At 71.0% G+C, this 26023-nt stretch carries 17 protein-coding genes; 9 read left to right on the forward strand and 8 right to left on the reverse strand.

Annotated features, from left to right (window positions below; genetic code table 11):
- The first annotated feature begins 33 nt into the window (after positions 1 to 33).
- The 3 genes from OG595_RS24120 (at position 34) to OG595_RS24130 (ending at position 4068) form a co-directional block, all read left to right on the forward strand.
- Complete coding sequence (locus OG595_RS24120) at positions 34 to 453, forward strand: DUF7919 family protein (protein ID WP_329275263.1); 420 nt, start codon at positions 34 to 36, stop codon at positions 451 to 453.
- A 663-nt stretch (positions 454 to 1116) separates the two neighbouring features.
- Complete coding sequence (locus OG595_RS24125) at positions 1117 to 2409, forward strand: acyltransferase family protein (protein ID WP_329275265.1); 1293 nt, start codon at positions 1117 to 1119, stop codon at positions 2407 to 2409.
- A gap of 213 nt (positions 2410 to 2622) precedes the next feature.
- Positions 2623 to 4068: a Tat pathway signal sequence domain protein gene (locus OG595_RS24130; RefSeq protein ID WP_329275267.1), complete on the forward strand. Its 1446-nt coding sequence runs from the start codon at positions 2623 to 2625 to the stop codon at positions 4066 to 4068.
- A 15-nt stretch (positions 4069 to 4083) separates the two neighbouring features.
- Here the strand turns inward: OG595_RS24130 and OG595_RS24135 are convergent, their stop codons facing one another.
- From OG595_RS24135 to OG595_RS24145, 3 genes are all read right to left on the reverse strand, one after another.
- Positions 4084 to 5577 carry a hypothetical protein gene (locus OG595_RS24135; protein ID WP_329275269.1) on the reverse strand — a complete coding sequence of 498 codons (1494 nt, stop codon included), beginning with the start codon at positions 5575 to 5577 and terminating at the stop codon, positions 4084 to 4086.
- Between the two features lie 23 nt (positions 5578 to 5600).
- On the reverse strand, positions 5601 to 9524 hold the full coding sequence (locus tag OG595_RS24140) for an ACP S-malonyltransferase (protein ID WP_329275270.1): 3924 nt from the start codon (positions 9522 to 9524) through the stop codon (positions 5601 to 5603).
- A gap of 342 nt (positions 9525 to 9866) precedes the next feature.
- A complete protein-coding gene (locus tag OG595_RS24145) occupies positions 9867 to 11075 on the reverse strand; it encodes an MFS transporter (RefSeq protein WP_329275272.1) in 1209 nt (402 codons plus the stop codon).
- Between the two features lie 251 nt (positions 11076 to 11326).
- Between OG595_RS24145 and OG595_RS24150 the strand changes: the two genes are divergently transcribed.
- A complete protein-coding gene (locus tag OG595_RS24150) occupies positions 11327 to 11743 on the forward strand; it encodes an ArsR/SmtB family transcription factor (RefSeq protein ID WP_329275274.1) in 417 nt (138 codons plus the stop codon).
- Here the strand turns inward: OG595_RS24150 and OG595_RS24155 are convergent.
- Positions 11740 to 12462 (reverse strand): ScbR family autoregulator-binding transcription factor, encoded by a 723-nt coding sequence (locus tag OG595_RS24155; RefSeq protein ID WP_329275276.1) that lies wholly within the window; start codon positions 12460 to 12462, stop codon positions 11740 to 11742. The two genes, OG595_RS24150 and OG595_RS24155, sit on opposite strands and share 4 nt — an antisense overlap.
- A 136-nt stretch (positions 12463 to 12598) precedes the next feature.
- A complete protein-coding gene (locus tag OG595_RS24160; RefSeq protein WP_329275279.1) occupies positions 12599 to 13324 on the reverse strand; it encodes a response regulator transcription factor in 726 nt (241 codons plus the stop codon).
- Between the two features lie 408 nt (positions 13325 to 13732).
- Here OG595_RS24160 and OG595_RS24165 point away from each other — a divergent pair, with 408 nt between their 5' ends.
- A complete protein-coding gene (locus OG595_RS24165; protein WP_329275281.1) occupies positions 13733 to 14797 on the forward strand; it encodes a ScbA/BarX family gamma-butyrolactone biosynthesis protein in 1065 nt (354 codons plus the stop codon).
- 146 nt (positions 14798 to 14943) lie between these two features.
- Here the strand turns inward: OG595_RS24165 and OG595_RS24170 are convergent, their stop codons facing one another.
- On the reverse strand, positions 14944 to 16725 hold the full coding sequence (locus tag OG595_RS24170) for an FAD-binding dehydrogenase (protein WP_329275283.1): 1782 nt from the start codon (positions 16723 to 16725) through the stop codon (positions 14944 to 14946).
- Between the two features lie 260 nt (positions 16726 to 16985).
- Here OG595_RS24170 and OG595_RS24175 point away from each other — a divergent pair, with 260 nt between their 5' ends.
- The 3 genes from OG595_RS24175 (at position 16986) to OG595_RS24185 (ending at position 22193) form a co-directional block, all read left to right on the forward strand.
- A complete protein-coding gene (locus OG595_RS24175) occupies positions 16986 to 18338 on the forward strand; it encodes a PucR family transcriptional regulator (RefSeq protein WP_329275286.1) in 1353 nt (450 codons plus the stop codon).
- A gap of 74 nt (positions 18339 to 18412) precedes the next feature.
- Entirely contained in the window at positions 18413 to 19345 is a 933-nt protein-coding gene (locus tag OG595_RS24180; protein WP_329275289.1) for a glycosyltransferase family 2 protein, read from the forward strand.
- A gap of 247 nt (positions 19346 to 19592) precedes the next feature.
- The gene (locus OG595_RS24185) at positions 19593 to 22193 is read left to right on the forward strand and encodes a BTAD domain-containing putative transcriptional regulator (RefSeq protein WP_329275291.1); all 2601 of its coding nucleotides are present in this window, start codon (positions 19593 to 19595) and stop codon (positions 22191 to 22193) included.
- Between the two features lie 6 nt (positions 22194 to 22199).
- Here OG595_RS24185 and OG595_RS24190 read toward each other — a convergent pair whose 3' ends face one another.
- Together OG595_RS24190 and OG595_RS24195 are read right to left on the reverse strand one after the other, a co-directional pair.
- Positions 22200 to 23942: a bifunctional 3'-5' exonuclease/DNA polymerase gene (locus tag OG595_RS24190; protein ID WP_329275293.1), complete on the reverse strand. Its 1743-nt coding sequence runs from the start codon at positions 23940 to 23942 to the stop codon at positions 22200 to 22202.
- A 48-nt stretch (positions 23943 to 23990) separates the two neighbouring features.
- Positions 23991 to 24737, reverse strand: coding sequence for a Clp protease N-terminal domain-containing protein (locus OG595_RS24195; protein ID WP_329275295.1), 747 nt, complete (start codon positions 24735 to 24737; stop codon positions 23991 to 23993).
- Between the two features lie 79 nt (positions 24738 to 24816).
- Here OG595_RS24195 and OG595_RS24200 point away from each other — a divergent pair, with 79 nt between their 5' ends.
- A complete protein-coding gene (locus tag OG595_RS24200) occupies positions 24817 to 26010 on the forward strand; it encodes a DUF2786 domain-containing protein (RefSeq protein WP_329275297.1) in 1194 nt (397 codons plus the stop codon).
- Positions 26011 to 26023: the final 13 nt, after the last annotated feature.

The raw sequence follows: 26023 nt of genomic DNA on the forward strand, positions 1-26023 counted from the left end.
CGCCCCCCGTTCCAGAACGGACGAGAACCGAGAATGCCGTACTACCCGGACTTCAGCCTCTACGACTACGACTACTACTCCCCGCCGGAGGGCAGCACCATCGGCTGGCTGATGAAAGGGCACGAGTACCAGCGGGGCGACGTGGAGATCGAGGACCTGGAGAACCTCGCGGACCTGGGATACCTGCTGGAGGAACAGAGCCGCGGTTACCACTACTGCACGTTCTGCGGAAAGGCGGAGCTCCAGTACGCGTGGTCCGAGCGATTCGACTCCAAGTACTCCCTGGGAAGCGCGGAGATCAGAGTGAGGTCGGCCGACGGGACGCTCTACATCGCGCCGAACCTGATCACCCACTACATCCTGGACCACGGCTACCTGCCGCCTGCCGAGTTCCTGGAAGCCGTCCGCGCGGACGTGCGACGACGCTGGCCCGAGGGGCCGGAACGACCGTGATCGCGTACTCGCCGTCCTGGTGCGCGAACACCGTCCTCGGGCCTGTTGGGCCGGGCACCGCATGACGACGTCGGACGCCGCCATGAACTCCGGCACCCGGGCGAGGGCCTGAGTCCCGCCGGACGGCACCACCCTCGCGGGCCGGCATGACCTTGCGGGGGCGCCGGCTCCCCTCGCCGAAGGGCTCTTTCGGTCCGCGGTCGGCGTTCGCGGACATCGAGTCGTGGTTCGTCCAGGCGCTCGCGCTCGTCGAGTCGGACGATCACGAGCAGCTCTGCGACGTGTACGAACACACCGCCCCGCATCCTGGCCCTGCTGCCCCCGCCACGCCTCGTTGCTGGTTCCCTTTCGCACATTCGGTGTGCCTGATCCCGGCTCCGCCGGAGCGGCGCCCTCTTCGGCGAATCGAAAGGCGCCGAAGTTCCACCCAAGATCGACAGGAACAAAACCTTCCACATCCCGTCGAAATCGGACCACTTCCGCTCTACAACCCTTGATCTGACCCAGAAGTCTCTGTGCGTGAACCGTGAGGTTCTACGGTGTTCGCGGGTTTGCCGTGACTGTTGCCGGGCAAGCGTCCGCCGTTCCGCCGCCGACTGCTGCGCCGCTGTTCCGGAGGCGCGGGCGGTCGTAGGCGGGCGGGCTTTCCGATGGGGGAATCAGGTGTCGATGCAGGGCGCGGACAGTGGGCCGCCGGCGCGCGGGCGGGTCGTGGGCGGGACGCGGAAAGGGGGCCCGCAGGCGATCCCGTCACCGCGACAGCCCCTCCCGCTCGCCACGGCCGAGCAGTCGCGCGGGCCCACCGGGGCGACGACCAGCAAGCCCGGCAGGACGACGGAAAAGCCCGCCCGGACCACGGCGAAGCACGCCGCCCTCCCGGGGCGCGGCGACCGTCGGCTCTACGCCATCGACGGGCTCCGTCTGCTCGCCGCGCTCGTCGTGGCCTTCCACCACTACGCCGGAACCTGGAGGGTGGACCGGCCGGGCAACGCGATCTGGGGCAGGCCGGTGTCCGACATCATGCCGACCTGGTTCCGGTTCTCCGCGTACGGCTGGATCGGCGTCGAAGTCTTCTTCGTGATCAGCGGGTTCGTGATCTGCATGTCGTGCTGGGGGCGCACCCCGCGCCAGTTCTTCACCTCCCGCGTGATCCGGCTCTACCCGGCCTACTGGTTCGCCATCCTCTTCACCTCGGCCGCCCTGATCGCCATGCCCGGTGTGTGGCAGCGGCACCGGGCGCGTGACGTCCTGCTCAACTTCACGATGCTGCAGTCCGGTTCGTTCGTCTCGAACGTCGACAGCGTGTACTGGACCCTCTGGTCGGAGCTGCGCTTCTACCTGCTCTTCATGGCCGTCGTCGTGGCCGGGCTGACGTACCGCAGGGTCGTGGTGTTCTGCTGCCTGTGGGGCGCCGCCGCGATGATCGCGCCGGCCGCGGGATTCCGCCCGGCGACGCTGATCATCAACCCCGAGGGTGCCTGGTACTTCATCGCGGGCCTCGCCCTCTACCTCATGTACCGCTTCGGCCAGGACCTGCTGCTCTGGGGCATCCTCGGCATGTCCTGGCTGATGGGACAGCGGGAACTCGGGCACCGCATCGACACGGTCGAACGGGTCTCCAGCTGGCGCGGCAGCGTGCTGATCTTCACCGTGTTCCTGCTCGTCATGGTCGCCGTCTCGCTCGGCCACACCGACCGCATCCGCTGGAAGTGGCTGGTCACGGCAGGTGCGTTGACGTACCCCTTCTATCTGACGCACTACCTCGTCGGTACGACGGTCATCAACCGCCTGCACGACGCCATGGACCCCCGGCTCCTGGTCGTGTCCGTGATCGCCGGCTTCCTCGTACTGAGCTGGCTGGTGCACAAGTTCGTGGAAGCGCCCCTCGCGCGGCTGCTGAAGCGGGGCCTGGACACGTCGTTCGCGCGGCTGCGCAACGCCTCGTCCATGTCCTGACCGGCCGGCCGCTCCCACTGCCGGAACCCCGGGCCACCCTCCTGGCTCGGGGTTTCCTTCTTCCGCCGGACGGTTCAACCAGGTCGACCTGTTGCATCTGCTCCATCTGTTCAATCTGCATGCGCATCAAGGGCGTTGACCCGCTCCGGGCACACCAGCAGAATGAGCCCCCGCGCGTCTTTGAGAGCGCTCTCAATCCAGCAGAGGAGACCCATGAACGGCAGGTCCGACAGAGAAGGCGCACCAGGCGTACCCGACGTACCCGGCGCGCCGGGCCCCGCGCTCAGCCGCCGCACGCTCATCGGGGCCGCCGGCCTCGGTGCCGCAGCGCTCACCGCGGCGGGCTCGGGAATCGCGGGCGCCGCCGGCTCATCGACCGGCTACGGGACCTCCGCCCAGCGCCGCGCCCACTCCTTCCTGGCCGCCGCCATGGACGCCTACCCCGATCACGGCGAGGTCCGCCTCACCCAGAGCTACACGGACCAGGCGGGCCTGTTCAGCACGGCGTTCACCTACGACAACGCCCTCGTGATCCTCGCCCACCTCGCCGCACGCACCGAGACGGGCCGCCGTCGGGCCGTCGCCCTCGGGGACGCCCTGCTGTACGCGCAGGCGCACGACCCGGTGTACGACGACGGCAGGCTCCGGCAGGCCTACAACGTCGGACCGTACGTCTTCTACGACGGGGTCGCCCAGCCCGACGGGTTCGTGCGGGCCGACGGCACCGCCAACGTCGGCACCCAGTTCGGGTTCACCGGTACCGCCGTGGGAGACATGGCCTGGGCCGGTATCGCGCTCGCCGCGCTGGCCCGCCGGACCGGGAAGCGCCGCTTCCTCGACGGTGCCGTGCGGATCGGCACCTGGATCGAGGTGAACGCCAGTACCCAACAGCCCCTCGGCGGCTACAAGTTCGGGGTCGACGGCGCGAACGCGAAACTGCCGTTCAGCTCGACCGAGCACAACACCGACCTGGTCGGCCTCTTCGGACAGCTCGCCCTGCTCACCGGGGACCCGGTGTGGCGCCAACGGCGGTCGAGGGCGCGGGCGTTCGTCGAGAAGATGTGGGAGTCGACCGCAGGAACCGGCACCGGATTCTTCTACACGGGCACCAATGACGGAGTGACCGTCAACAGGTCCCCGATCCCCGAGGACACCCAGACCTGGACCCACCTCGCCCTCAACTCCCGTCGCTACTCCGGTTCGTTGGACTGGGCCGCCACCGAACTGGCCGTCCTGGACCGGGCGGACCGCACCAACAGCACGGTGCCCGCCGGGCAGTCGTACGAGGGAGTCACCTTCAGCTCCGCGAGCCTGGTGGCCGACGAGGACACCCCCATCGCCGCGTTCCAGCCCAAGCCGGACCGCAACGGCGTCTGGTTCGAGGGGACCGCGCACCTCGCCCTCGCCCTCCGGGACCGCGCCGGGCACGGCGACGAGGCGCGCGCCCACCGGCTGATCGCCTCCATCGAGCGGGCCCAGGAACTCCTCGGCACCGGCCAGACCATCGGCGGCCTGGCCGTGCCCGAGCGCGCCGGGGTCGTCTCGGCGAGCAGTCCCCTCGACACCGGATTCGGCTTCGGCTACTACCCGTACCGCCACACGGGCGCGACCGCCTGGTACCTGCTGGCGGCGGCCCGTGCGAACCCCCTGCGCGCCTGACGCCCCCGGGACGTCCTATGTGAACGCGCCCTGGAACAAAGGAGTTTCGCCCCGCGCCGCCCCTCGCATCCGCAGCGCGTAACTCACCAGGGCGTGGTTCAGCATGTACAGCCGGTGCTCCTCCTGGCCGCCTTCCGACAACCGGTCGACGACCCAGGCCAGGGGAGCGGCACCGCCGTACGCCTCCCGGGGCTCGAAGAGGAGATCCGAGGCACCGATCTCCGCCAGCACGTTCAGCGTGTACGCGAACGGGTACGGGCGGTTGACCCGGTCGTCGTCCGTGCGGTCGAGGTCGGGGAAGCCGTCCACCAGGCGGTTCAGCGTGCCCGGACCGATCAGGTCCATACGGCCCGTCAGCATCGCCGTCTGGATGATGTACGCGTACGAGATGCCGTTGAGGAAGTAGTTCGCCCCGGGATCGATGTGCTCCCACTGGCCCACGATGTCCTCGACCAGGGCGTCCAGGTCCGGGACCTGCTCGTCCAGACGGCCGAGGTTGTGCAGGGCGACGATGTAGTAGAGGCCCATGTGGGTGCGCTCGACCGGGGTGATCCGGGCCAGCAGCTCCTTCGCCTGCGCCAGCCGGTCCCGGCCGTACGTCAGGTACTCCTCCGAACGGCCGGTCAGGGCAATGGCGTTGAGCATGGTCAGGAGCGGATAGATCTCCGTGAAGCTCTCCGACATGGGCTGCGGGAACGCCGGCGGCAGGTTCAGCTCGTCCGCCCTGTCGAGGTGGTCGAGCACCTCCTCGATGTGATCCCGGCCGCCGTCGCGAATGAGTCGCCCGTGCCCGAGCAGCGCCACCACCGACAGCAGCATCGCCCCGCCGCGCCCCCGGAAGAAGGGTGCCGGGATCTGCTCCAGCAGTTCCAGCGCCTCCCGGACGTGGTTGCGCCGCCCGATCACCAGCCGGTCCCCGAGCCCGAGTTGGCCGATGGCGAGAAACACGGCGGTGGACGCGGACAGCTTCTCGTAGTGGCCGTGCCGGCCGGCGTTCTCGTCCTTGATCCGGTCCGGCTCGATCGTGTCGACGACGGCCAGCATCTCCGCCGGAAAGTCGATGCCCGCCGCCGAGTTGACCAACAGGCTTCTGTCCAGGCCGAGTTTGGCGACGGCGTCCATCAGGATGCAGCCGGCCATGATCCGGAAGTACGGGTTCTCCTCCGCCCGAACGGCGTCGAGAACCGGACCCAGCCGCTCTTCGAGGTCGGCGCGGCGCAGCGGGCGGTCCGGATCCACGACGTCCAGGACGAGGTCCGCGAGCAGCCGCGAGAACCGGGTGTACGCGCCGCGCTCGACGCCCTTCGCGGCCAGCAGCCCGAACGCCTGCCGGATCCGGGCGGCGCCCTGGGGGTCGTACGGGATCGGGTACTGGCCGAGACCTATTCCGCGCACCATCCGGCTCCACGGGGTGGCCATCACGCGTGTCTCGTTCGACAGGTGGCGCAGGCCGTGCACGGGAACGGCGAACGGGGACGGGGGAGTTGGTGCCAGGGGAGAGGTCGTCATGAGAGGTGCCTCCTGTCGGTCGGTCAGTTGCCCGGGCGGTACGGCAGCGGCGGCACCCGGAGTCCCAGGAACTCGGTCCGCGTGCCCTCCAGCATTTCCAGGGCCCAGTTCAGCCACTTGACGCCCTCGCAGTAGATGGCGACCGGGCGGCGCTGGGTCTGGAAGCTGTCGAGGAGGGTGCCGTCCAGTTCCTGCTGGAAGTGGAAGGGCGGCATCGCCGTGAAGTGCTGGCCCATCATGAAGACGAACCGGATCAGCCAGTACGGGTCGTCCCTCAGGAACGGCGAGCCGGGGTCGTCCAGGCCGAGCGCCGCCGTCATCACGGGCGCGAACCAGTCCTCCATGCCGTCGGGGGAGCCGGGGTCGACCGAGCCCCCGGTCGCGACCACATCCCTTACGCGGTAGGCCCGTTGGTACGGGTTGCCGTCGTGGAACGCGATGTCGACGCGCGGCGCGGCCCCTTCCTCGCCGGCCTCCACGTTCATCGTGAACTGCTCGAAGTGGATCTCGTCGTAGTGGCCGATGGAGTTGTGCCAGGGCTTGTTGTCGTACATCGCGTCGTCGCGCGTGTCCCGGCCCTCACCCTTGAAGCCGATCGCGCGCGGGTCTAGGAACCTGATGCCCAGCGCCTCGGCGGTGATCGCGTCGAGAGCCGCCCGCACCTGCCCCTCGTCCGCCCCGGACTCGATCAACCGCTGCGCGTGCAGCAGGGGTTCACTGTTCGTGAGCTTGATGTTCTCGGTGTTCGTGTCGCCCATGACGAGCGAGTGGAAGGCCGGTTCGAGGATCTCCAGGAATTCGGGGGCCGCCCGGAAACGCTTCAGCAGGGCACCGGAGTTGAGGTAGGAGACGCCGTTGACGACGATCCGTTCGGTGTCCAGGAGCGCGGAGCCGAAGGTGCGCGGTGCCGTTCGGCGGCACAGGGCGAGCCGGTCCTCGATCTTCCGGAAGTAGGAGATGTCCAGCGTCTCGCCGGGCGCCGCGACCCGTCCGACGCTGTGCACGTCCTCGTACAGCACCCGGATGATCTGCTCGTAGAGACGGGCGACCACGGCCGGCGGCGGAGTGTGCCGTTCCACGAACCGGCTGACCTCGTCCCCGGCCACGTAGCTCATCTCGTAGATGACCTCGCGCCCGACCTCGCGCCCGCCCGCGCGAGCCGAATCACCGGCCGAATCACCGGCCGAATCACCGGCCGGGTCACCGGCCGGGTCATGGGCCGGACCGCCGACCGGGACCTCGCGTTCCCGTACGTCGTACACCTCGGGGAAGTAGTCGCGCACCGGGGCGGGCAGGGACTGGAGGAACTCGGCCTGCTTGGCGGCCTTCGCGAACGGCGGGAGCATCACTCCGTCGCCGTCCGGGTGCCAGTGGGCGGTCGTCAGGGCCTCGCTGAGGATCTTGCGGACCGTGATCCGTTCCTCGCCCGCCTTCCTGACGAAGATCGTCATGGACTCGCTGCCGCCCTTGCCGAAGCCGACGATCGCCTCGTCGATGTGGGTGTAGGCGTAGACCGTGCTGGAGAGGAGGCGGCGGCTGCGGGCGTTGTGCAGGACGCGCTCGTTCTCCTCGGTGAGCGCGAGGACACAGGCGGACTCGAAGTCGTCCAGGGCCGGGTTGAGCCGCCTCTTCCAGGACTCGGCGGGCTCCGTGATCCGGACGAGACGGGCGTCGTACCGCCCGGTGTCGAGACCGTCGTGACCGGCCGCCGGGTCCGAACCCAGCGCGAGAACCTGGCAGTTGCCGTTGAGATGAACCCGGCGCACCCCGCCGTCCAGGGCGCCGGACAGCAGGACGGCCCGGGTCGCGTCCTGGAGGTCCCTGCGGGACTGCACCGGCACACCCTCCGGCGAGACCAGGGGAATCTCGGCCTCGGTGAGCCGCTCCAGCATCCGCTCCACAGCCTCCCGGCGCGGACGCGCCTCGCGCTGCCCGACCTGCCCGACCTGCTCGTACTGCTCGAACAGGACGACCGCGTCGGCCGGTGGCAGCGAACCGGCAACGGCGAGCGCGACCAGCCAGCCGAGCGGGTCGCCGCCTTCGAGATAGTGGTCGCTCTGTGCGAACAGGGCGGGCCGGTGCTGCACCAACGCGTCGAACAGCAGGTACTGGTAGACGACCCGGTGACCGATCCGGGGAATCGTGTCGTCGCCGAGCGAGTCCAACTGGTCCAGCCGGTCGAGATGCAGGCCTTCGAGCATGCGGTTGTAGGTCTGCAGCGCCGTCGGCTGGGTGTCGAGGAGCAGCCGGGTCCGACGGGCCATGGTCTCCGCGTCGACGCCCCCGAGCCCGTCGAAGTGGAAGACGACCACCTCGGGGCGGGCGGTGTCGACCGTCCGCGTGCCGGTGTTCCCGGCGCGGTCGAGCACCTTCAGCTCGACGGTGGCCCGGCCCAGTAGCGCGGGATCCTCCTGCGCCGCCGTGGTGATCCGCTTCTTCAGCCGCGCCTTGACGGCCAGTTCGCCCCGGCCGACGGCGAGGTGCTCCCGGTGGTTCCGGGTGTGCTGGAAGGTTTCGAGGAACGCGTAGAACGCCGCCGACCCCTCCCGCGAGGGGCTCAGCATCTCCGCGGTGATGACCCGGCCGAGGGAGCGCGAGAAGTAGTCGTCGCAGAACTCGCTCCGGTCGGCGAGCCGGAAGAGCTCGCGCAGAATGTCGTATGGCGCCTGGTGCGTTTCCCGTGCTTCCCGCGCTTCCAGCGGCTGCTCGTCCGCCGCGTAGAGCCGCTCCAGCGACGCCATGAGCGCGTCCATGACGGTGACGGCCCGGAGGAACGTCTCGGTGTCCTCCTCGCTGCCTGTGTACGCCATCACCGGAGCGGCGAAGTCGTTGTCCCGCAGGAGCTGTACGGACTTGGCGCCCGGGCCCAGTTCCAGGACCACGTCCGTGTCGAGGCCGCCGAGGATCTCGCAGGTGTCCCGGGACGCCATGACCTGGTCCGTCATGGCCAGCACACCGCGCCGGACGCCGGCCGCGGTGGTGAGGAGGGACGCGTCGTGGTTCGACACCACGGGGACGCGGGGCTCCTCGAAGCGGATGCGGTTGACGTCGAGGAATCGTTCCAGCGCGTGCCGGGCGGGGCGCATCCGGGAGGAGTGGGCCAGAAAGACGGTCGGGTCCTTCAGCTCCTCGGTGGCGATGTGCGGATGCGCGGCCATGAACCGGTCGAAGCCCGCCTTGACGCCGGTACGGACGTACAGATTGGCCTGTGTCGGCGAGTACGCCTTGTGCAGCTCGACGTCCCGGGCCGGATACGAGCCGCGGATCTCGTCCAGCACGGTGGCGAGCGCGTCGGGGGTCGGGGCCCGCAGGGCCAGGACGTGGGAGGGCTCCGGGACGAGGGGCGTACGGCGGACGGACTCGGGGAGGTACCGGGCGATGGCGCGGGCGAAGGGCTCGTCGTACGAGGGCGCGGCCGTGTCGGCCGGGTCGGTACCGGCGGCCAGCAGCATCAGCGGGGTGAACGCCTGGGCGATCTTGACGCCGTCGAACACCGACAGGGAACCGCTCGCCACGGCCGCCGCCAGGATGCCGAAGCTCTCGCCGGTGTAGGCGACGAGGCCGACGGGGGTGCCGTTCTCGTCGATCCGGTCCCGCAGGAAGGCGTCCAGGGCCAGGCTGTGCACCAGCAGGGCCGCGCCGATGAAACCCTGTCGCTCGATCGGCTCGCCGGGCAGGTTCTCGGCGGTCGGCAGCAGCCGTTCCGGCCGGCCGGGCACGCCCAGTGCGCGGGCGGCCTCCTCGTACAGGGCGGTGATCTCGGGGACGCCCGAGTCGAGCAGGGTCCGGCCGAGGTTCCGGTAGGCGGCGCGGCTGCCGAGGCCGGGGAAGAAGCCGGCGACGCGGATGCGGTCCTTGGTGCGGAGGTCGTCGACGGGGGCGAGGCGGTCGGGGGCGGTCGCGGTGGTGGCCGGGTTCGGGACGGTGTGGGTCAGGGACCGGGGCACGAGTATCGCCTTCTCTGGTCGGGCGTCGGTCGCGCGCTCGCCTTTGGGCGCGGAGGCAGCCGGAAAGCACGAAAGGAAAAGCGTTTTCCGGGAATGCGGCCGACGGATCACATCGGCTCACCAGAGAAATTCTGTCCACCCTCGCAACGGGTTTCAACGACTTCGGGTACAGGCTTCTATATGTCTTTTCAGTGTCTTTTCAGGGTGTGTCAGTGAAATGTCAGAGAGTGTTAAGTGCGCTGGTCGTGGTCGTGCACGAAAGAAAGCAGGGTCGGGAAACCGTAAAGGTTTCCCGACCCTGCCTTTTCTGGGGGTTGTTTCTGGCGTGCGCGAAACGGATTCCTACTGAACGCCGGCTTCCACATTCTCCGCCCGTCGGGCAACGCCCGGCGAGGCGGCCCGCGCCACCGAGGTGCCGCCGCCCAGCGAACCCGCCACCGCGACACCGAGTCCGGCGAGGGCGAGCGCGGCGCCGACCCAGAGCGGGGAGACGAAGCCGTACCCGGCGGCGAGGGTGAGGCCGCCGATCCAGGCGCCGAGCGCGTTGCCGACGTTGAAGGCGGCGATGTTGGCGCCGGAGGCCATGGTGGGCGCGTCCGAGGCGTACTTCATGGCGCGGGCCTGGAGGCCGGGCGCCGCGGCGAGGCCGATGGCGCCCATCAGCAGCAGGGCGACGATCGTCGCGATCTTGTTCTCGGCGGTGAGGGCGAAGAGGGCCATGACGACGGCGAGGCCGGCCATGGCGCCGATCAGGGTGTTGTTCAGGGACTTGTCGGCAGCCTTGCCGCCGAAGAAGTTGCCGACGAACGTGCCGACGCCGAACAGGACGAGCAGCCACGGCACCGCACTGTCGGAGAAGCCGCTGACCTCGGTGAGCGTGAAGGCGATGTAGGTGTAGCCGCCGATGACACCGCCGAAGGCGAGGATGCTCAGCGTGATGGAGACCCACACCTGACCGCGCCGGAACACGGCGAGCTCGGTGCGCAGGTCGGTCGGCGCGGACGCGGTGCTCTGCGGGACCAGGGCCTGGATACCGGCCAGGGTGACGAAGCCCAGGATCGTGATCGCCCAGAACGTGGAGCGCCAGCCGAGCTGCTGGCCCAGGAAGGTGCCGAGCGGCACGCCGAGCACGTTGGCGGCGGTCAGTCCACCGAACATGAGGGCGATGGCGCTGCCCTTCTTGTTCTCGGCGACCATGTCGGACGCGACGACGGCGCCGACGCTGAAGAAGGCGCCGTGGCACAGGGCGGCGACGACCCGGCCGACCATGAGCAGCGAGTAGGTCGGGGCGACGGCGGAGAGCAGGTTGCCGACGATGAACAGGGTCATCAGTCCGACGAGGACCTTCTTGCGGTCGAAGCGGGCGATCGCGGCGGTGAGCCCGAGGGCGCCGATCGCGACGCTCAGCGCGTAGCCGGAGACCAGGTACCCGGCCACGGACTCGGAGACGTCGAAGTCGTCTGCCACCTCGGGCAGCAGTCCTACGATCCCGAACTCCGTGAGGCCGATACCGAAGCCTCCCAGAGCCAGGGCGATAAGCCCGATAGGCATGAGAAAACCCTCCGTTGCGATGAATGGCTGCGCTGTATGACGAAGCGCCAACGCATCGAAGTATCGCAGAACCTCGATATGAACTGTCAACCCCGCCCGGTGGAGGCTTCGTCGCTGGTGGGGGGCGTGCGGCGACCGCCGGAAGGGTCCCGTCGCAGGTCAGAGCGCACCCGCCGTTCAGGTGACGTATCGCTTATCATCGATGGATAATCGCTGACCCGCACCAGTCCTACGCCCGGCTCGGAAGGCTCATGACGACTCACGACCTGCCCACGACGGGCGACCTCACCTCGCTGCTGGAGCCCCTCAAGGCGCTCGCCAACCCGGTGCGCCTCCAGGTGCTTCAGTGGCTGCGCGACCCCGAGGACCACTTCCCGGTCAACCCGGAGGTCACCGATCCGCGCAGGGTCGGTGTCTGCGTCAGCCATATCCAGGCCAAGACCGGGCTCGCCCAGTCCACCGTCTCCGCCTACATGGCCACGCTCGAACGCGCGGGTCTCGTCCGCTCGACGCGCGTCGGCAAGTGGACCCACTACCGGCGCGACGAGGAACGCATCGCCTGGCTCGTCGAGGAACTGCGCGGCGGCGTCGGAAACGGCACCGGGAACGATGCCGGGAGCGGTGCCGGAAACACCGAGGGCCTCAGCCTGCTGGAGACCGTCTCCTAGCCCGCTCCCTCCACGGTTTCCTCCACGGCTTCCTCCGCCGTGTCCTGCGGCTTTTCCTCCCCCGCTTTCCCGGCCTCGTTCTCGACCGGTTCCTTCGCCACTTCCTTCACCGCATCCGGCGGCACCGTCGTGCGCAGTCGGGGCAGTATCCCCGGGGCCGCCAGGCCGGACAGGATCAGGCGCCACAGCGCCCCTATCCGCGTGGGCAGGTCCTGCCGGTTGCTGTACGCCTGGGACATCACCTGCAGGCCGGTGAACGACCCGACGACCGTCGACGCGACCTCGGCGATGTCCGTGCCGGGCAGGAGCTCGCCCTGTTCGTCGGCCTTGCGGAGGAGATCCTCGATCACCTTGATCGCCTGGTTGTACGGGGTCTGCGCGGGCGGCGCGAAGGATGACTGCTCCACCGCCAGCCGTACGCTCGCCCGCAGCACCGTGTCGTACTGGAGCCGCTGGGCGAATCCCAGGGTCAGGTCTATGACCGCCTGGAGTTTCATCGGCTGGTCCGGCACCACCAGGGCCTCGCCCTGCGCCTCCAGCAGCGCGGTGGCGATCGCCTCCTTGGAGGGGAAGTGGTGGTAGAGGGCGCCCCGGGTGAGGCCGGCTCTCGCGAGGATCTCGTTGGTGCTGGCCGCGTCGTACCCGCGCTCGCCGAACACGCCTGCGGCGGCCTCCAGGATCGAGCGTTTCGACCTGATGCCTCGCTCCTGCTGGGCCATCCCCGGTCCTCGCATCTCCCGCTCGGAAAAAATACAAACCGGTCTGCATTGTATGCGGCCGGATTGCACGGGGAAATTCCGCAGCCCGTTTCGAGTCACGGCGGTGAGGACGGCAAGTGCCCATGTGGCGACGGCTTCAGGGGTGTCCGAGGCGGAATCCGACCCCGCGCACCGTGACGATCCAGTTGCTGGAGCCGAGTTTGCCCCGAAGGCTGCTGACATGTGTGTCGATGGTGCGTCCGCGGTGTGACCAGTCGTCGTCCCAGACCTGGCTCATCAACTGACGCCGGGACAGGGTGGTGTCGGGCTGGGAGGCGAGCAGGTGGAGCAGGTCGAACTCCTTGGGCGTCAGGTACACCCGCCTTCCCTCCAGCAGGAGTTCGCGTATCCGCGCGTCGATGCGCAGCGGCCCGTACGTGATGACCTGCTGGGGCGTCGGCGCCTGCCGCGGTCTCGCCCGGCGCATCACCGCCTCCATGCGGGCCAGCAACTCCCGGAACCGGTAGGGCTTCACGAGGTAGTCGTCCGAGCCCGCCTGAAGTCCGAGTACGCAGTCCAGTTCGGCCCCGCGCGTGGTCACGGTGATGATCGGGACGTCGCCGGCCGCCCGGATCCGGCGACACACCTCCAGGCCGTCCAGGTCGGGCAGGTCGAGGTCGAGCAGGACCAGGTCGACGCTGTGGTGGGCCTGGAGCGCGAGGGCGGCGGTGGGAACGCTCCTGGCCAGATGGCCGTGCCGGCACAGTTCCTGCACCAGGCTGTCCGCGGCCTGCGCCTCGTGCTCCACGACGAGCACCCTCAACGCGTCCGTTTCCTGCTGCTCCTGGTGCGGCCTGGCTGAATCCACGACCTGCTGATTCATCTCTGCCCTCCTGAGGCACGCCACGGCGAACTGGTGAGCGGGTACCGCCAAGGACGGTAACAGGCAACTCGGTCTGTTTGTCAACGCGTTATGGATGGCCTGTGCAGTCGTCGGGTTGTCGACACGGATGTCAGACCTGTGCAGCTGATAAGTCCGTAATCTTGAGGTTTATTGCTGTTCGGCCTTGCGGAATGCTGACTTCCGTCTCTGTTCCGGGTGGGGACGCGTATGAGAAGTGAACGTAACTGGCGCGTAAACCAAGCGCGTCGGCATGTCTTTAGTAAGGTTTTACTCTGTAAACAGACCGGCCTGTCTGTATCTTGGTGACTGCACAGCGTTCATCAGGGATGGGGGTCCTGACGCGCGGTCCGGCTTGCCCCTGTCCACAAACAGACAGGAGTGCCGAGGATGCCGAGTCCGACCCGAGTGCCCGGGACCGACACCGCCTCGCCGACCGGTTCACTGCTGACCACCACGGTTCCCCGCGGCTATGTCCACCGTGCCGCCGTGGCCGAGGTGTTCCTCACCGGCTGGGAGGCCGCCCCGACCGCGCCGGCCGCCCTCGCCTCCGCCGCGTCCCCCGCCGCATCTCCCACCGGGTCCGACTCCTTCGTCGTCCGCGCCCAACTGCCTCGCGGCCACGCGCTGTTCGCGCCGGCCCACGGCCACCAGGACCCGCTCCTCCTGCTGGAGTCGATCAGGCAGGCCGGCACCCTGCTGTCCCACGCCGAGTACGGCGTCCCGTTCGGCCACCAGTTCCTGATGTGGGGCCTGTCCTTCGCCGCGACCCCAGCCGCCCTCACCGCCGGCGCCACCCCGACCGACGTCGAACTGCACACGGTGTGCCACGACATCGTGCGCCGGGGCCGGACCATCTCGGGCATGCGTTACGACGTCTCCGTCCGGCGCGACGGAGTGCCGGTGGCCACCGGCGGAGCGAGCTTCGGCGTCACCAGCCCCGCCGTCCACCGCCGGCTGCGCGAAGGCCGCCCCACCACGGTGGACCGTGCCCTGCCGGCCCCGGTCGACCCGGCCGACGTGGGCCACACGGACCCGGGCAACGTCCTGCTCGCCGCCCCGGCACGGACCGGCGGGGCGAACGGCAGGGTGAGCGGCGGCGTGAGGGGCGGGGCGAACCGGTGGGCGAACAGATGGGAGCTCCGGGTGGACACCGACCACCCCATCCTCTTCGACCACCCCGTCGACCACGTCCCCGGCATGCTGCTGATCGAGGCGGCCCGACAGGCGGCCCGCGCCGCGACCGGCCGTCCCGACGCGCTTCTCCTCGGCCTCGAAAGCCGCTTCACCCGGTACGCCGAACTCGACGCCCCCTGCTGGATCGAGGCCCGCGTCGCCCGCCCCGGCGCCGTCGGCCCCGGCCGGGCCCAGGACCTCCGGGTCCACGTCCTCGCCACCCAGCAGGGCGAACGCGTCTTCGCCGCCGACCTGGTCCTGCGCGACCCAGCCGCCTGAACTGAACGGGCCCGCCCGAAGTACCAGGAAGGCCGGGGACGTGCGGAACGCGCAGAAGGTGCGCCGCGCGGTCGACGCGCGGCGCACCTCCCGAAGCCTCGCCCGGCCGACCGACCGACCGGGTCCGGCGGCCGAACCGTGGATCGTCAGGCGGTGGCCGCAGCCGCCGCCTTGCCCGCCTGCCGTCCCGAGAACAGGCACCCGCCGAGGAACGTGCCCTCCAGCGACCGGTACCCGTGGACCCCGCCGCCCCCGAAGCCCGCGACCTCACCGGCCGCGTACAGACCGGGAACCGGGGTGCCGGTGGCGTCGAGGACGCGGCCCGACAGGTCGGTCTGGAGGCCGCCGAGCGTCTTGCGGGTGAGGATGTTGAGGCGGACGGCGATCAGCGGTCCGGCGGAGGAGTCCAGGATCTTGTGGGCCGACGCCGTACGGCTGAGGACGTCCCCTGGGTAGGACAGGGCGTTGCGGATGCCCATGACCTGGGCGTCCTTGCTGTACGCGTTGTCGATCTCGCGGTCCCGTGCCTCTATCTGGCGCTGGAGCGTGGCCAGGTCGATCAGGCTGGTGCCGGTCAGCTTGTTCATGCCCCGGACCAGCTCGGAGAGCGTCGTGGACACGACGAAGTCCTCGCCGTACTTCTTGAACCGCTCCAGCGGCTCCGGGGTCTGCCAGATGCGCGAGAGCAGCATCCAGATGTCCTTGTTGGTGAGATCGGGGTTCTGTTCGGATCCGGAGAGCGCGAACTCCTTCGCGAGGATCTTCTGGGTCGTCACGAACCAGGAGTAGTCGTAGCCGGTGTCGGTGATCGACTTGAGGGTGTGGAGGGTGTCGTAACCCGGCATGTCGGGTGCGGAGAACCTCTTGCCCGTCGCGTCGAACCACATCGACGACGGGCCGGGCAGAATGCGGATGCCGTGGTTGGCCCAGATCGGGTCGTAGTTCTTCAGACCCTCCGTGTAGTGCCACATCCGGTCCGGGTTGACGATCCGGCCGCCCGCCTTCTCGGTGATCCCGAGCATCCGCCCGTCCACGTGCGCGGGCACGCCCGTGATCATCGACTTGGGCGGGGTGCCGAGCCGGGCCGGCCAGTTCTGCCGTACGAGGTCGTGGTTGGCGCCGATACCGCCGGACGTCACGATCACCACCTCGGCGCTCAGCTCGAAGCTTCCGACCACCGTGCGCGAACTTGCCTTGCCCCGCGCGGCGGTGCTGGCTTCGAGGACCGCGCCGCGTACGCCGGTGACGGTGCCGTTCGTCCGGATCAGCTCGTCCACGCGATGGCGGTGCTTGAACGTCACGAGCCCGTTCGCGACCGCCGCCCGCACCTTCTTCTCGAACGGTTCCACCACGGCGGGGCCCGTGCCCCAGGTGACGTGGAAGCGCGGTACGGAGTTGCCGTGGCCGTCCGCGAGGCCGCCGCCGCGCTCCGCCCAGCCGACCATCGGGAACCACTGCATGCCCAGGTCGGCCAGCCAGGCCCGCTTCTCGCCGGACGCGAAGTCGACATACGCCTGGGCCCACTTGTAGCCCCAGTGGTCCTGGCCGAGCGGGTCGTCGATGTCCCGGTCGAAGCCGGCCGCGCCCTGCCAGTCCTGCCAGGCCAGGTCCTTCGAGTCCTTGACGCCCATCAGACGCTGCTCGGCGGAGTCGACGAAGAACAGCCCGCCGAAGGACCAGAAGGCCTGACCGCCGAGGTTGGACTCGGGCTCCTGGTCGAGCAGCAGCACCTTGCGGCCCGCAGCCGCGAGTTCGACCGTGGCGACCAGCCCGGCCAGCCCGTGCCCCACGACGATCGCGTCGGCCGACGTGGCCGCCGCCGATGCCGCGAACACCGTGCCCGTCTGGGTGAGGGCGGTCGCGGCGACCGCGCCGCCGGCCAGCGTCAGCGCCCGGCGGCGGCTGACCGGGTCAGTCAAGTGCTCCATGGGGGTGCCTTCCGGGAGAGTCGTACGGCGAGTGCGGGTGCGGGTGCGGGTGCAGACGGGGATGACGGGGGTTCAGGTGCGCGTGCAGGGGCGGGTGGGGCGTCCGTGCGTAGGGTGTGTTTGTGGCGAGCCTGAGGGTTACCGTCGGTAGCGCTCAGGGAATCAGGTCGGCACGACAGCGCGGTAGTAGCCGGGAGCCAACGCCTCCGCCCCTCTGTTGTCTCCCGGCGACACCGCACCGACGCGGAAGGGAGGGGCCCATGACGGTCCTCACCGACGCCGGCGACTTCACGGAGCGGCCCGATCAGCCCGAACGGCCAGATCAGCCAGATCGTGAGGCCGTCGCCGACGTGCTGCGCGCCATGGCGGCCGACGCGGACGTCCAGGACGAACTCGTGCACGCGGCCCGCAGGCACTCTCCCGAGGTGGCCCGGCTCGCCGAGGCGGAAACCCACTGGCACGTCACCGCCATGATCAACGCGGCAGGCGCGTGGCTGGGAGACCCCGGCGGCCCCGCTCCCCGTGCGCCCGGTGCGCCCGGTGCCGGGGACGACGGCGAACAGGGCGTCGACGCCCAGGACTTCGCCGCCGCACTGATGCTCGGCGCCGACCGGGCCGGCCAGGGCGTGCCGATGACCGCCGTACTGCGCGGAGTCCAGGCCGCCCATACCCGCGCCGTCGAGATCACCGTCGACCGCTGCCGCGCGGCCGGGGTGCCCGACGCCGCGCTGCTCACCGCCGTGCTGCGGCTCAAGGAGTACGGCGACGCCCTGCAACGGAACGTCGTCCACGGGTACCGCACCGCCGAGTGGGACACCCCGCGCGCGCTGGGCGAGACCCGGGCGCGCCTGCTGCACCGGCTGCTCGTCGAGGGCGAACCGGCGCCCACCGCAGAGGAGTTGGCGCGTGCCGGACTGCGCCACAACGCCGTACGCCACCTCCTGGTCGCCGATCCGGGGGGTGACCCCGCCCGCACCCGGCGCCTGGCCCACCGCCTCGCCGCCCTGCGCGGCTGCCTCTTCGGCATGCTCGACGGACGGCTCGTGGGTCTGTACCCACGCCTGCCGGCGGGCGAGACGATCGGGTACGGGGATGTGGAGGGGGAAGAGGAGGAGGGCGCCGGCGCAGGGAACGGCGGTGCGCTCGTCGTGGTCTCACCGGCCGTGCCCCTGGACGACCTCCGGGCCGCGTACGGCCTCTGCGTCCGCGCCCTGGACCTCGACGCAGGCGCGGCACCGGGACCGTACGGCCGCCACGGCGTGTACGAACTCACCGAACTGGCCGCCGAGATCGCCCTCGCCGACCAGCCGCTCCTGGGTGCCTGGCTCAGCGCCCGGCTCCTGGCGAACCTCGACCCCCGGGACGATTTCCACCGTCAGATCGCGTTCACCGCACTGACGTTCCTCGACCACGGCCGCCGCCTGGACCGGACGGCGGCTACCCTGTTCACCCACCCCAACACCGTTCGCTACCGCCTCGCCCGCCTCCAGCAGCTCACCGGCGAGTCCCTGACGGACGATCTGCCGGGCAGCGCGTCCGGGCCGTCCGGCACCCTGCACTGGTGGTGGGCGCTGCGGATCTGGCTGGGGTCAGGCGTCGACGGAAGACCGTAGGGCGTTATGGATAAGAGACGTACTCAATGCGCACTTAATACATCCTTACTGTAAACAGATAGCATCCGACCGCGATGGTGTACGTCGGCGGCCGGGACGAGGTGGGTCTGGTGGGTGGCATGACGGTGGAGCCGCGCATCGCGGTGGCCGTGGTGACCATGGGAAACCGGCCCGCCGCGCTGAACGCGCTGCTGGAGTCGATCGCCAAGCAGGACCTCGCCCCCGACCGCATCGTGCTCGTCGGCAACGGCTGTCCACTGCCCGAACTCCCCGGCCTCTCCGGCGAGGTGACGACCATCGAGGTCGACGAGAACCTCGGCTGTCCGGGCGGCCGCAACGTGGCACTGGCCCGGCTGCGGGAGTTCGGCGACATCGACGTCGTGGTCGACCTCGACGACGACGGCCTGCTCATCGACCCCGATGTGCTCACCCGCGTACGGGACCTGTACGCCGCCGACCCCCGGCTCGGCATCGTCGGCTTCCGGATCGCCGACGAGAACGGCGTGACCCAGCGGCGGCACGTCCCCCGGCCCGGCGCGGGCGACCCGATGCTCGGCGGATACGTCACCCAGTTCCTCGGCGGCGGCCACGCCCTGCGCATGGCGATGCTCGACGAGACCGGCGACTGGCCCGCCGCCTTCTTCTTCGCCCACGAGGAGACCGACCTCGCCTGGCGGGCCGTCGACGCCGGCTGGAAGATCCTCTACGAACCGCGTCTCCTGCTGCGCCACCCCAGCACCTCGCCCGCCCGGCACGCCATCTACCACCGGGTCACCGCCCGCAACCGGGTCTGGCTGGTCCGCCGCCGGCTCCCGATCCCGCTGATCCCGGTGCACCTCGGCGTCTGGATCGCGATCACCGTCCTGCGCGGCGGCTCCACGCGCGAGCTGAAGGCCTGGTTCGGCGGCTTCCTGGAGGGCCTGCGCGAGCCGGCCGGTGAACGCCGCCCGATGCGGTGGCGAACGGTGTGGACACTGACCCGGCTGGGCCGCCCACCCGTGCTGTGACCTTGTGACCTGGGGAAACAGGTCTGCGACACGCTGAACGCGAGACGAGGGCCCTGGTCGTCACCTCTAACGACCTGGGCCCTCGCGCGTACCCGGACCCGGCCGCGACGGCGACACTCCCCCGAGCTGCGCGTCATACGCGCGCACCCTCGGACCGGCTCCGTTGAGGTGATCACATCAGGCCACGCCAACAGATCGCTAACATGGGGGGTCCGGTGGGCGGACGACAGGGCAGTGGGGCGAGAACATGCGGTGCGGTCTGCGGTTCGGGCTGCTGGGCGCGCCCGTCCTGTACGGCAGCGACGCCCCCAACGGCCTTGCCGGGGACGGAATCCAGCCGATCGGCAGTATCAAGGTACGGACGCTGCTCGCCGCCCTGCTCCTCGAACCCGGCCGGGTCGTCCCGGTCGAGGCGCTCAAGGACGCGCTGTGGGGCGGGGCGCCGCCGGTGTCCGCGCAGGCCTCGCTGCACAACCACGTGGCCCGGCTGCGCCGGCTCCTGGACGATCCGGGACGGCTGCGCGCCGTACCGCCCGGCTATCTCCTGCGGGTCGGCCCGGGCGAGCTGGACGTGCACGTCTTCCAGGCACACGTCGAACGGGCGCGGGCCGCCCACGCCAACCAGGACTGGCAGCGCGTCCTCGGAGAGTGCGCGTCCGCCCTCGCCCTGTGGCGCGGCGCCCCGCTGACCGGCCTCCCGCCCGAGACCGTCGGATACGCGCTCACCCAGCGCCTCGCGGAGGCCCGCCTCCTCCTGCTGGAGTGGCGCTACGACGCCGAGCTGTCCGTCGGCGGCCCCCGACTCCCCTCCCTGATCCCGGAGTTGACGGCCCTGACGGCCGAACACCCACTCCGCGAGTCCTACCACCGCCAACTGATGCTCACCCTCCACCGCACCGGCCGCCGAGCCGAATCCCTCGCCGTCCACCGCGACCTGCGCAACCGCCTCCTGGACGAACTGGGCGTCGAACCGGGCCCAGCGGTACGAGCGGCACACGTGGAGGTACTGCGGCTTCCAGGGGGACCCGTGGGACCGGCAACGCCTGGAGGACCGGTGGGTCCGGCGGGCCGGCGGTGGCCGGGACTTCCGGCGGGCCGGGCGGGCCGACGGGCCCCGGTGGGCTGCGCACGTTCGGGCGGCGAGGGAGACTCGGCAGACCTGGAAGGGCGGGGAGAGCCGGCGAACCGGGAGCGGCCGGGAGACCCGGCCGGTCCGGGAGCCTCGCCAGGTCCTGCGGGTCCGGGAGATCCCGGGCTCTCGGCGCGTCCGGCAGATCGAGAGCGGCCGGGAGGCCCGGCGAGCCCGGGTGACCAGGAGGACCCGGCAGCACCGGGTCCGCTCACCGTCGCCACAGGCCCAGAGCACCGGGGAGACCCAGAGGGGCCGGGAAGCTCAAGGGGCCTGGGTAGTCCGGCGGTTACGGATCATCCGAGGGTTCCGGGCGACCTCGCGGTTCCCTACGTCCCCGCACAGCCGACCTCGGGTTCGGCCCCCCGACCGGCTCCTGCCCCCGCACGCCGACCGGGGTCGGAGTCACCGCGCCCCGATCCTGCCCCCGAGCCGACGGCACGCTCCTCGTCGGCGTCACCGTTCCCCGAGCCGACGCCGCTCCCTGAGTCGGAGTCACCGCTTCCCGGGCCTGGACCGCACCCCGCAGCGACGCCACGATCCGGGTCGGCCTCACCACGCTCCGCCCCCGCGCCGACGGCACGGCCCGCCTCGGCATCGCAAGGCTCCGGGCCGGGGCACCGTCCCACGGTGGCACCCGTGCCCGCCCGTGTGCCTCGGCCTGCCCAACTTCCGCCGCCCCCGGCCCACTTCACCGGCCGCACAGCCGTCGCGGACAACCTGTGCCGGACCCTGGCCCCAAAGCCGCACGCCCGGCCCGACAGCACGGCTGCCGCTCCAGTCGTCGTGATCCACGGCATGCCCGGGGTGGGCAAGAGCGCCCTGGCGCTGCACGTCGCCCACACCCTCCGGGAGCGCTTCCCGGACGGGCAGCTGCACGTCGACCTGCACGGCAGCCGCACCTCCGACGCACCCCCGCTCACCGCCGCCCAGGCCCTCACCGCCCTGTTGCGCGACCTCGGTGCCGATTCTCTCCGCATCCCCGAACACCCGGACGGAGCAGCCGCGTTACTGCGTTCCCTTCTCGCGCCGACCCGCACCCTGATGGTCCTGGACGACGCCGAGGGCGCCGCGCAGATACGGCAGTTGCTCCCGGCGGGCCCCGGCTGCGCGGTGATCGTCACCAGCCGGTCCCCGCTGACCGCCCTCGACGGCGCCGACCGTTTCCCCCTCACCCCCCTGACCGGCGGGGAGAGTGCCGAGCTGCTGCGCACGGCGTCCGGACGGGACGGCCTCGACGCCGCCCACCCCCTCGTCGAACTCACCGGACGCCTCCCGCTCGCCCTGCGCGTGGTCGCCGCCAGGCTCGCCGCCCGCCGGGTCCTCACGCCGGACGCGCTCGCCGCTCAACTGGCCGCCACGGACAGCAGGTTGCCGCATTTGGAGTACGACGACCTGAGCGTCCGCCGCTCCCTGGCTGACGCCCACGACGCGCTGCGCACCTCCGCCCGCGAGACCGACCGCGACGCGGCCCTCGCCCTGCGCCGCATCGGCGCCCTGGACCTCCCCACGTACGACGTCCCGCTCCTCGCCCGTCTCACCGAGACCGACGAACTCCGTGCCGGGGCAGCCCTGGACCGCCTCGTCGACGTGGCCCTCCTGGAGGAGACCGCGTACGGCCACTACGCGCCCCACGGCCTGGTCAGGGACTACGCCCGTGAACTGGCCGCAACCGCAACCGATGCGGCCGGCGGCGACACGGCCGTCGGCCAGGGTTGACGCGCGTCACTTGGCGTCGGCATAGCACTCCACGACCGCCGTACTGAACGGAAACCGCACCGGCGTCTCGCCGAACGTCAGCCGCCCCGCCAGTTCCGCCGCCTCCCGGATCGCCGCCACGACCGTCCCGGCCTCCTCCTCGGGACAGTGCACGATCACCTCGTCGTGCTGGAAGAAGACCAGCTCGGCCGCCATCCCCGCACAGGTCCGGCGCAGTGCGGCGAGCAGCAGCAGGGTCCAGTCGGCGGCGCTGCCCTGGACGACGAAGTTGCGCGCGAAGCGGCCCCGGGCACGGGAGTTGGAGGAGGCGTACCCCGGCACCCACTCCTGCGCCGCCGTACCTCCCATGCCTCCCGCGCCCCCGCCGGGGTCGGTGCCCTCGTCCTCCGGGAGCGGGATGCCGGCCTCCTCCACCGAGTCGTCGTTGGCCCGCACCGCCGGGGGACACGTACGCCCCAGCCAGGTCCGCACGAGCCGCCCCTCCTCTCCCGCGCGTGCCGCCTCGTCGACGTACGCCACCGCCTTCGGGAACCGGCGTCTGAGCGCGGCGAGGTTCTTGAGGCCGTCCCCGGAGGTCTGTCCGTACACCGCGCCCAGCACGGCGAGCTTGGCCTGCTCCCGGTCGCCGGAGAACGCGCGGTCGGAGACGGACTGGTAGAGGTCGGTCTCCCGTCCCGCGACCTCCATCAGCCCGGGGTCGCGCGAGATGGCGGCGAGGACGCGCGGTTCCATCTGGTCGGCGTCGGCGACGACGAGCCGCCACCCGGGGTCGGCGACCACGGCCCGCCGGATCACCTTGGGGATCTGCAGCCCGCCCCCGCCGTTGGTGACCCAGCGCCCGGTGACCGTCCCGCCCGCGAGGAACTCGGGCCTGAACCGCCCGTCCCGCACCCAGTCCTGGAGCCAGGACCAGCCGTGCGCGACCCAGATCCGGTACAGCTTCTTGTACTCGACGAGGGGCTTCACCGCCGGATGGTCGATGCTCTCGATCTCCCATCTCCGCGTGGACCTCACCTTGATGCCGGCCTGCGCGAAGGCCTTGACGACATCGGCGGGCAGATCGGGCCGCACCCGGCGCCCGAACGCCGCCGACACCTCGTCCGCCAGCTCGGCGAGCCGCCGGGGCTCGCCACCGCCCGGGAACCGCTCGCCCAGCAGCTCGTGGAGCAGGTCGCGATGGACGTCCGCGCGCCATGGCAGCCCCGCCGCGTTCATCTCGGCGGCCACCAGCATCCCCGCCGACTCGGCGGCCGTCAGCAGCCGCATCCGGTCCGGGTGCGCGGTCGCGTCGTGCCGCCGCTGCTGGTCGGCGTACACCTCCAGCAGGTCCGCCAGCGGCACGTGCACCGGCCCCGGCTCGAAGAGCGGCGACTGCGCGCCGGGTTCGGCGGACCGCTGCGGCGGATCGGGCGGTACGGGACCGCCGCGCAGCCTCGCGAGGGCCGCCGCCGCGGACCGGGGCTCGCCGAGCCGCCCCTCGTGGCCGAGCAGGAGCGTCTCGGCGTCCTCGATGTCGTAGCACCGCTCGACTCGCACCCCCGTGGCGAGCAGTCGCGGATAGACCTCGGGGGTGGACCGCCACACCCAGCGCGTGACGTCCGGCCGGTCACGGACGGCCGCGCCGGGATCCGCCTCCCGCCGCACCGGCCCGGCGGGCAGCCCGTCCGGACCGAGGGGGGCGACCTCCACGCCACCGTCCTCGGCCGGAGCGAGCGCCCACCGCTCGACCGTCTCCGCCACGACTGCCATGCAAGCGAGTGTGGCAGGAGGGTCTGACAACGCCTGTGACCAGCGCTTTCAGCCCGTCTCCTCGCCCTTCCCCGCGAAGTCCGCCTTGATCTTGGCGAGGGCCGCGACGACGTACTCCTCCGTCGCAGCCTTGGTGAGACCGACGCCGGACAGCACTCCCTCACCGTTCTCGAACTCCAGCAGCGCGAGCAGGATGTGCTCGGTGCCGACGTAGTTGTGCCCCAGGCGCAGGGCCTCGCGGAAGGTGAGTTCGAGGGATTTCTTCGCGCCGGCGTCGAAGGGGATGAGGGCGGGGTCGTTCTCGCCGCGCGGCGGGAGGCCGGCGGTCGCGGCCTCCCGCACGCTGTCCAGGGAGACGCCCTGCGCGGTGATGGCCTTCGCCCCGAGGCTCTCCGGGTCGGCGAGGAGGCCGAGGATCAGGTGCTCGGTGCCGATCTGGTCGTTGCCGGCCGCCTTGGCCCCTTCCTGGGAGAGGACCACCACGTTCCTGGCCCGTGGCGTGAAGCGGCTGAAGCCCTGGCTCGGGTCGAGGTCCGACTCGCCCTTCGGCACGAACCGCTTCTGCGCGGCCTGCCGGGTGACGCCCATGCTCCTGCCGATGTCGGTCCAGGAGGCACCGGAACGCCGTGCCTGGTCGACGAAGTGGCCGATCAGATGGTCGGCCACCTCGCCGAGGTGATCAGCGGCGATCACCGCGTCCTGGAGCTGATCGAGGGCGTCGGTGTGCACCTTCTTGATGGCCTCGATGAGGTCGTCGAGACGTACGGAGGCCCGGACGGGCTGATTGGTCGTCATGTGTCAACCGTAGGTTGTCAGCAAGGGGGTGTCAACCCGAAGTTGACAGTGGGTGTCGGCGGCATGAAACGATCGACGGGTGACCAGCAGCAAGCCCTCTCCGCCCGGCACCGTCGAGCGAGCCTTCCAGGCCGCCCTGTACGCGGACACGGACACCTCGCTCGACACGGGAGCGTCCCTGCTCGCCGCCGACCCGGCCGCGGACGCCGAACTCGCCCGGCGCGGCGAGGAGTTCGTGGCGTCCGCATGGCGCCGGGGCTGGCAGCCGGCCGACGTCGTACGCCTGGTCCGGCGCGAGCTGGACGACGTGCACGTACGCCTGGTGTCGGCCCTGATCACCGCCCAGGTGCCGAACGACCGGGTCCGGGACCGCCGCTGGACGGAACAGCTGGCCGACCTCGCCGCAGCCCCCGCCCCACCCCGCACGGACCGCTTCACGCACGCGACGACGGTCCTGGAGCTGTACCGCCTGCTGCTGACCCTGCCGACACTGGAACCCCTGGACGAACAGCGGGCAGGGCCGGGGGAGGGCGCGCGCCGGGGGCACCCGGAGTCCCGCATGCTGCCCCGTATCCGCGCGCTGCTGGCCAAGGCGGAGGCCACCGGGTTCCCCGAGGAGGCCGAGGCGCTGAGCGCGAAGGCCCAGGAACTGATGGCCCGGCACAGCATCGACGAGGCCCTGCTCGCGGCCGGCGCCCCGGCGGGCGACGTCCCGCGCGCGTGCCGCCTCGGTGTGGACGCCCCGTACGAGGAGGCCAAGGCGGTTCTCCTGCACGCCGTGGCCGAGGCGAACCGCTGCCGGGCGGTGTGGAACGAGGCGCTGGGCTTCTCCACGGTGGTGGGCTTCGAACCCGACCTGGAGGCGGTGGAACTCCTCTACACGTCCCTGCTGGTGCAGGCCACGACGGCGATGACGAAGGCGGAGGCCGCGCAGCGGGCGAAGGGCCGCAACCGGACGAAGACCTTCCGCCAGTCCTTCCTGGCCGCCTACGCCCACAAGACGGGCACCCGCCTGGCAGCGGCGGCGGCAGCGGAGACGGCCGACGCGGCGGCGGCAACGCAGACCACCGCCCCCCTCCTCCCGGTCCTGGCCACCCGTGACCTGGCCGTCACCGCCCACCTGGACCAGATGTTCCCGACGACCACGACGACCCGCCTGCGAGGCGTGACCGACGAGGCGGGCTGGACGGAGGGCACGGCGGCGGCGGACCGGGCGGCACTGCACGCCCGCCCGCGCCTGCCGGGACAGAACGCCTGGCGCACCCCGCCATGAACGCGCGCCGCGC

This window comes from Streptomyces sp. NBC_01451 (assembly GCF_036227485.1).
Classification (GTDB): domain Bacteria; phylum Actinomycetota; class Actinomycetes; order Streptomycetales; family Streptomycetaceae; genus Streptomyces.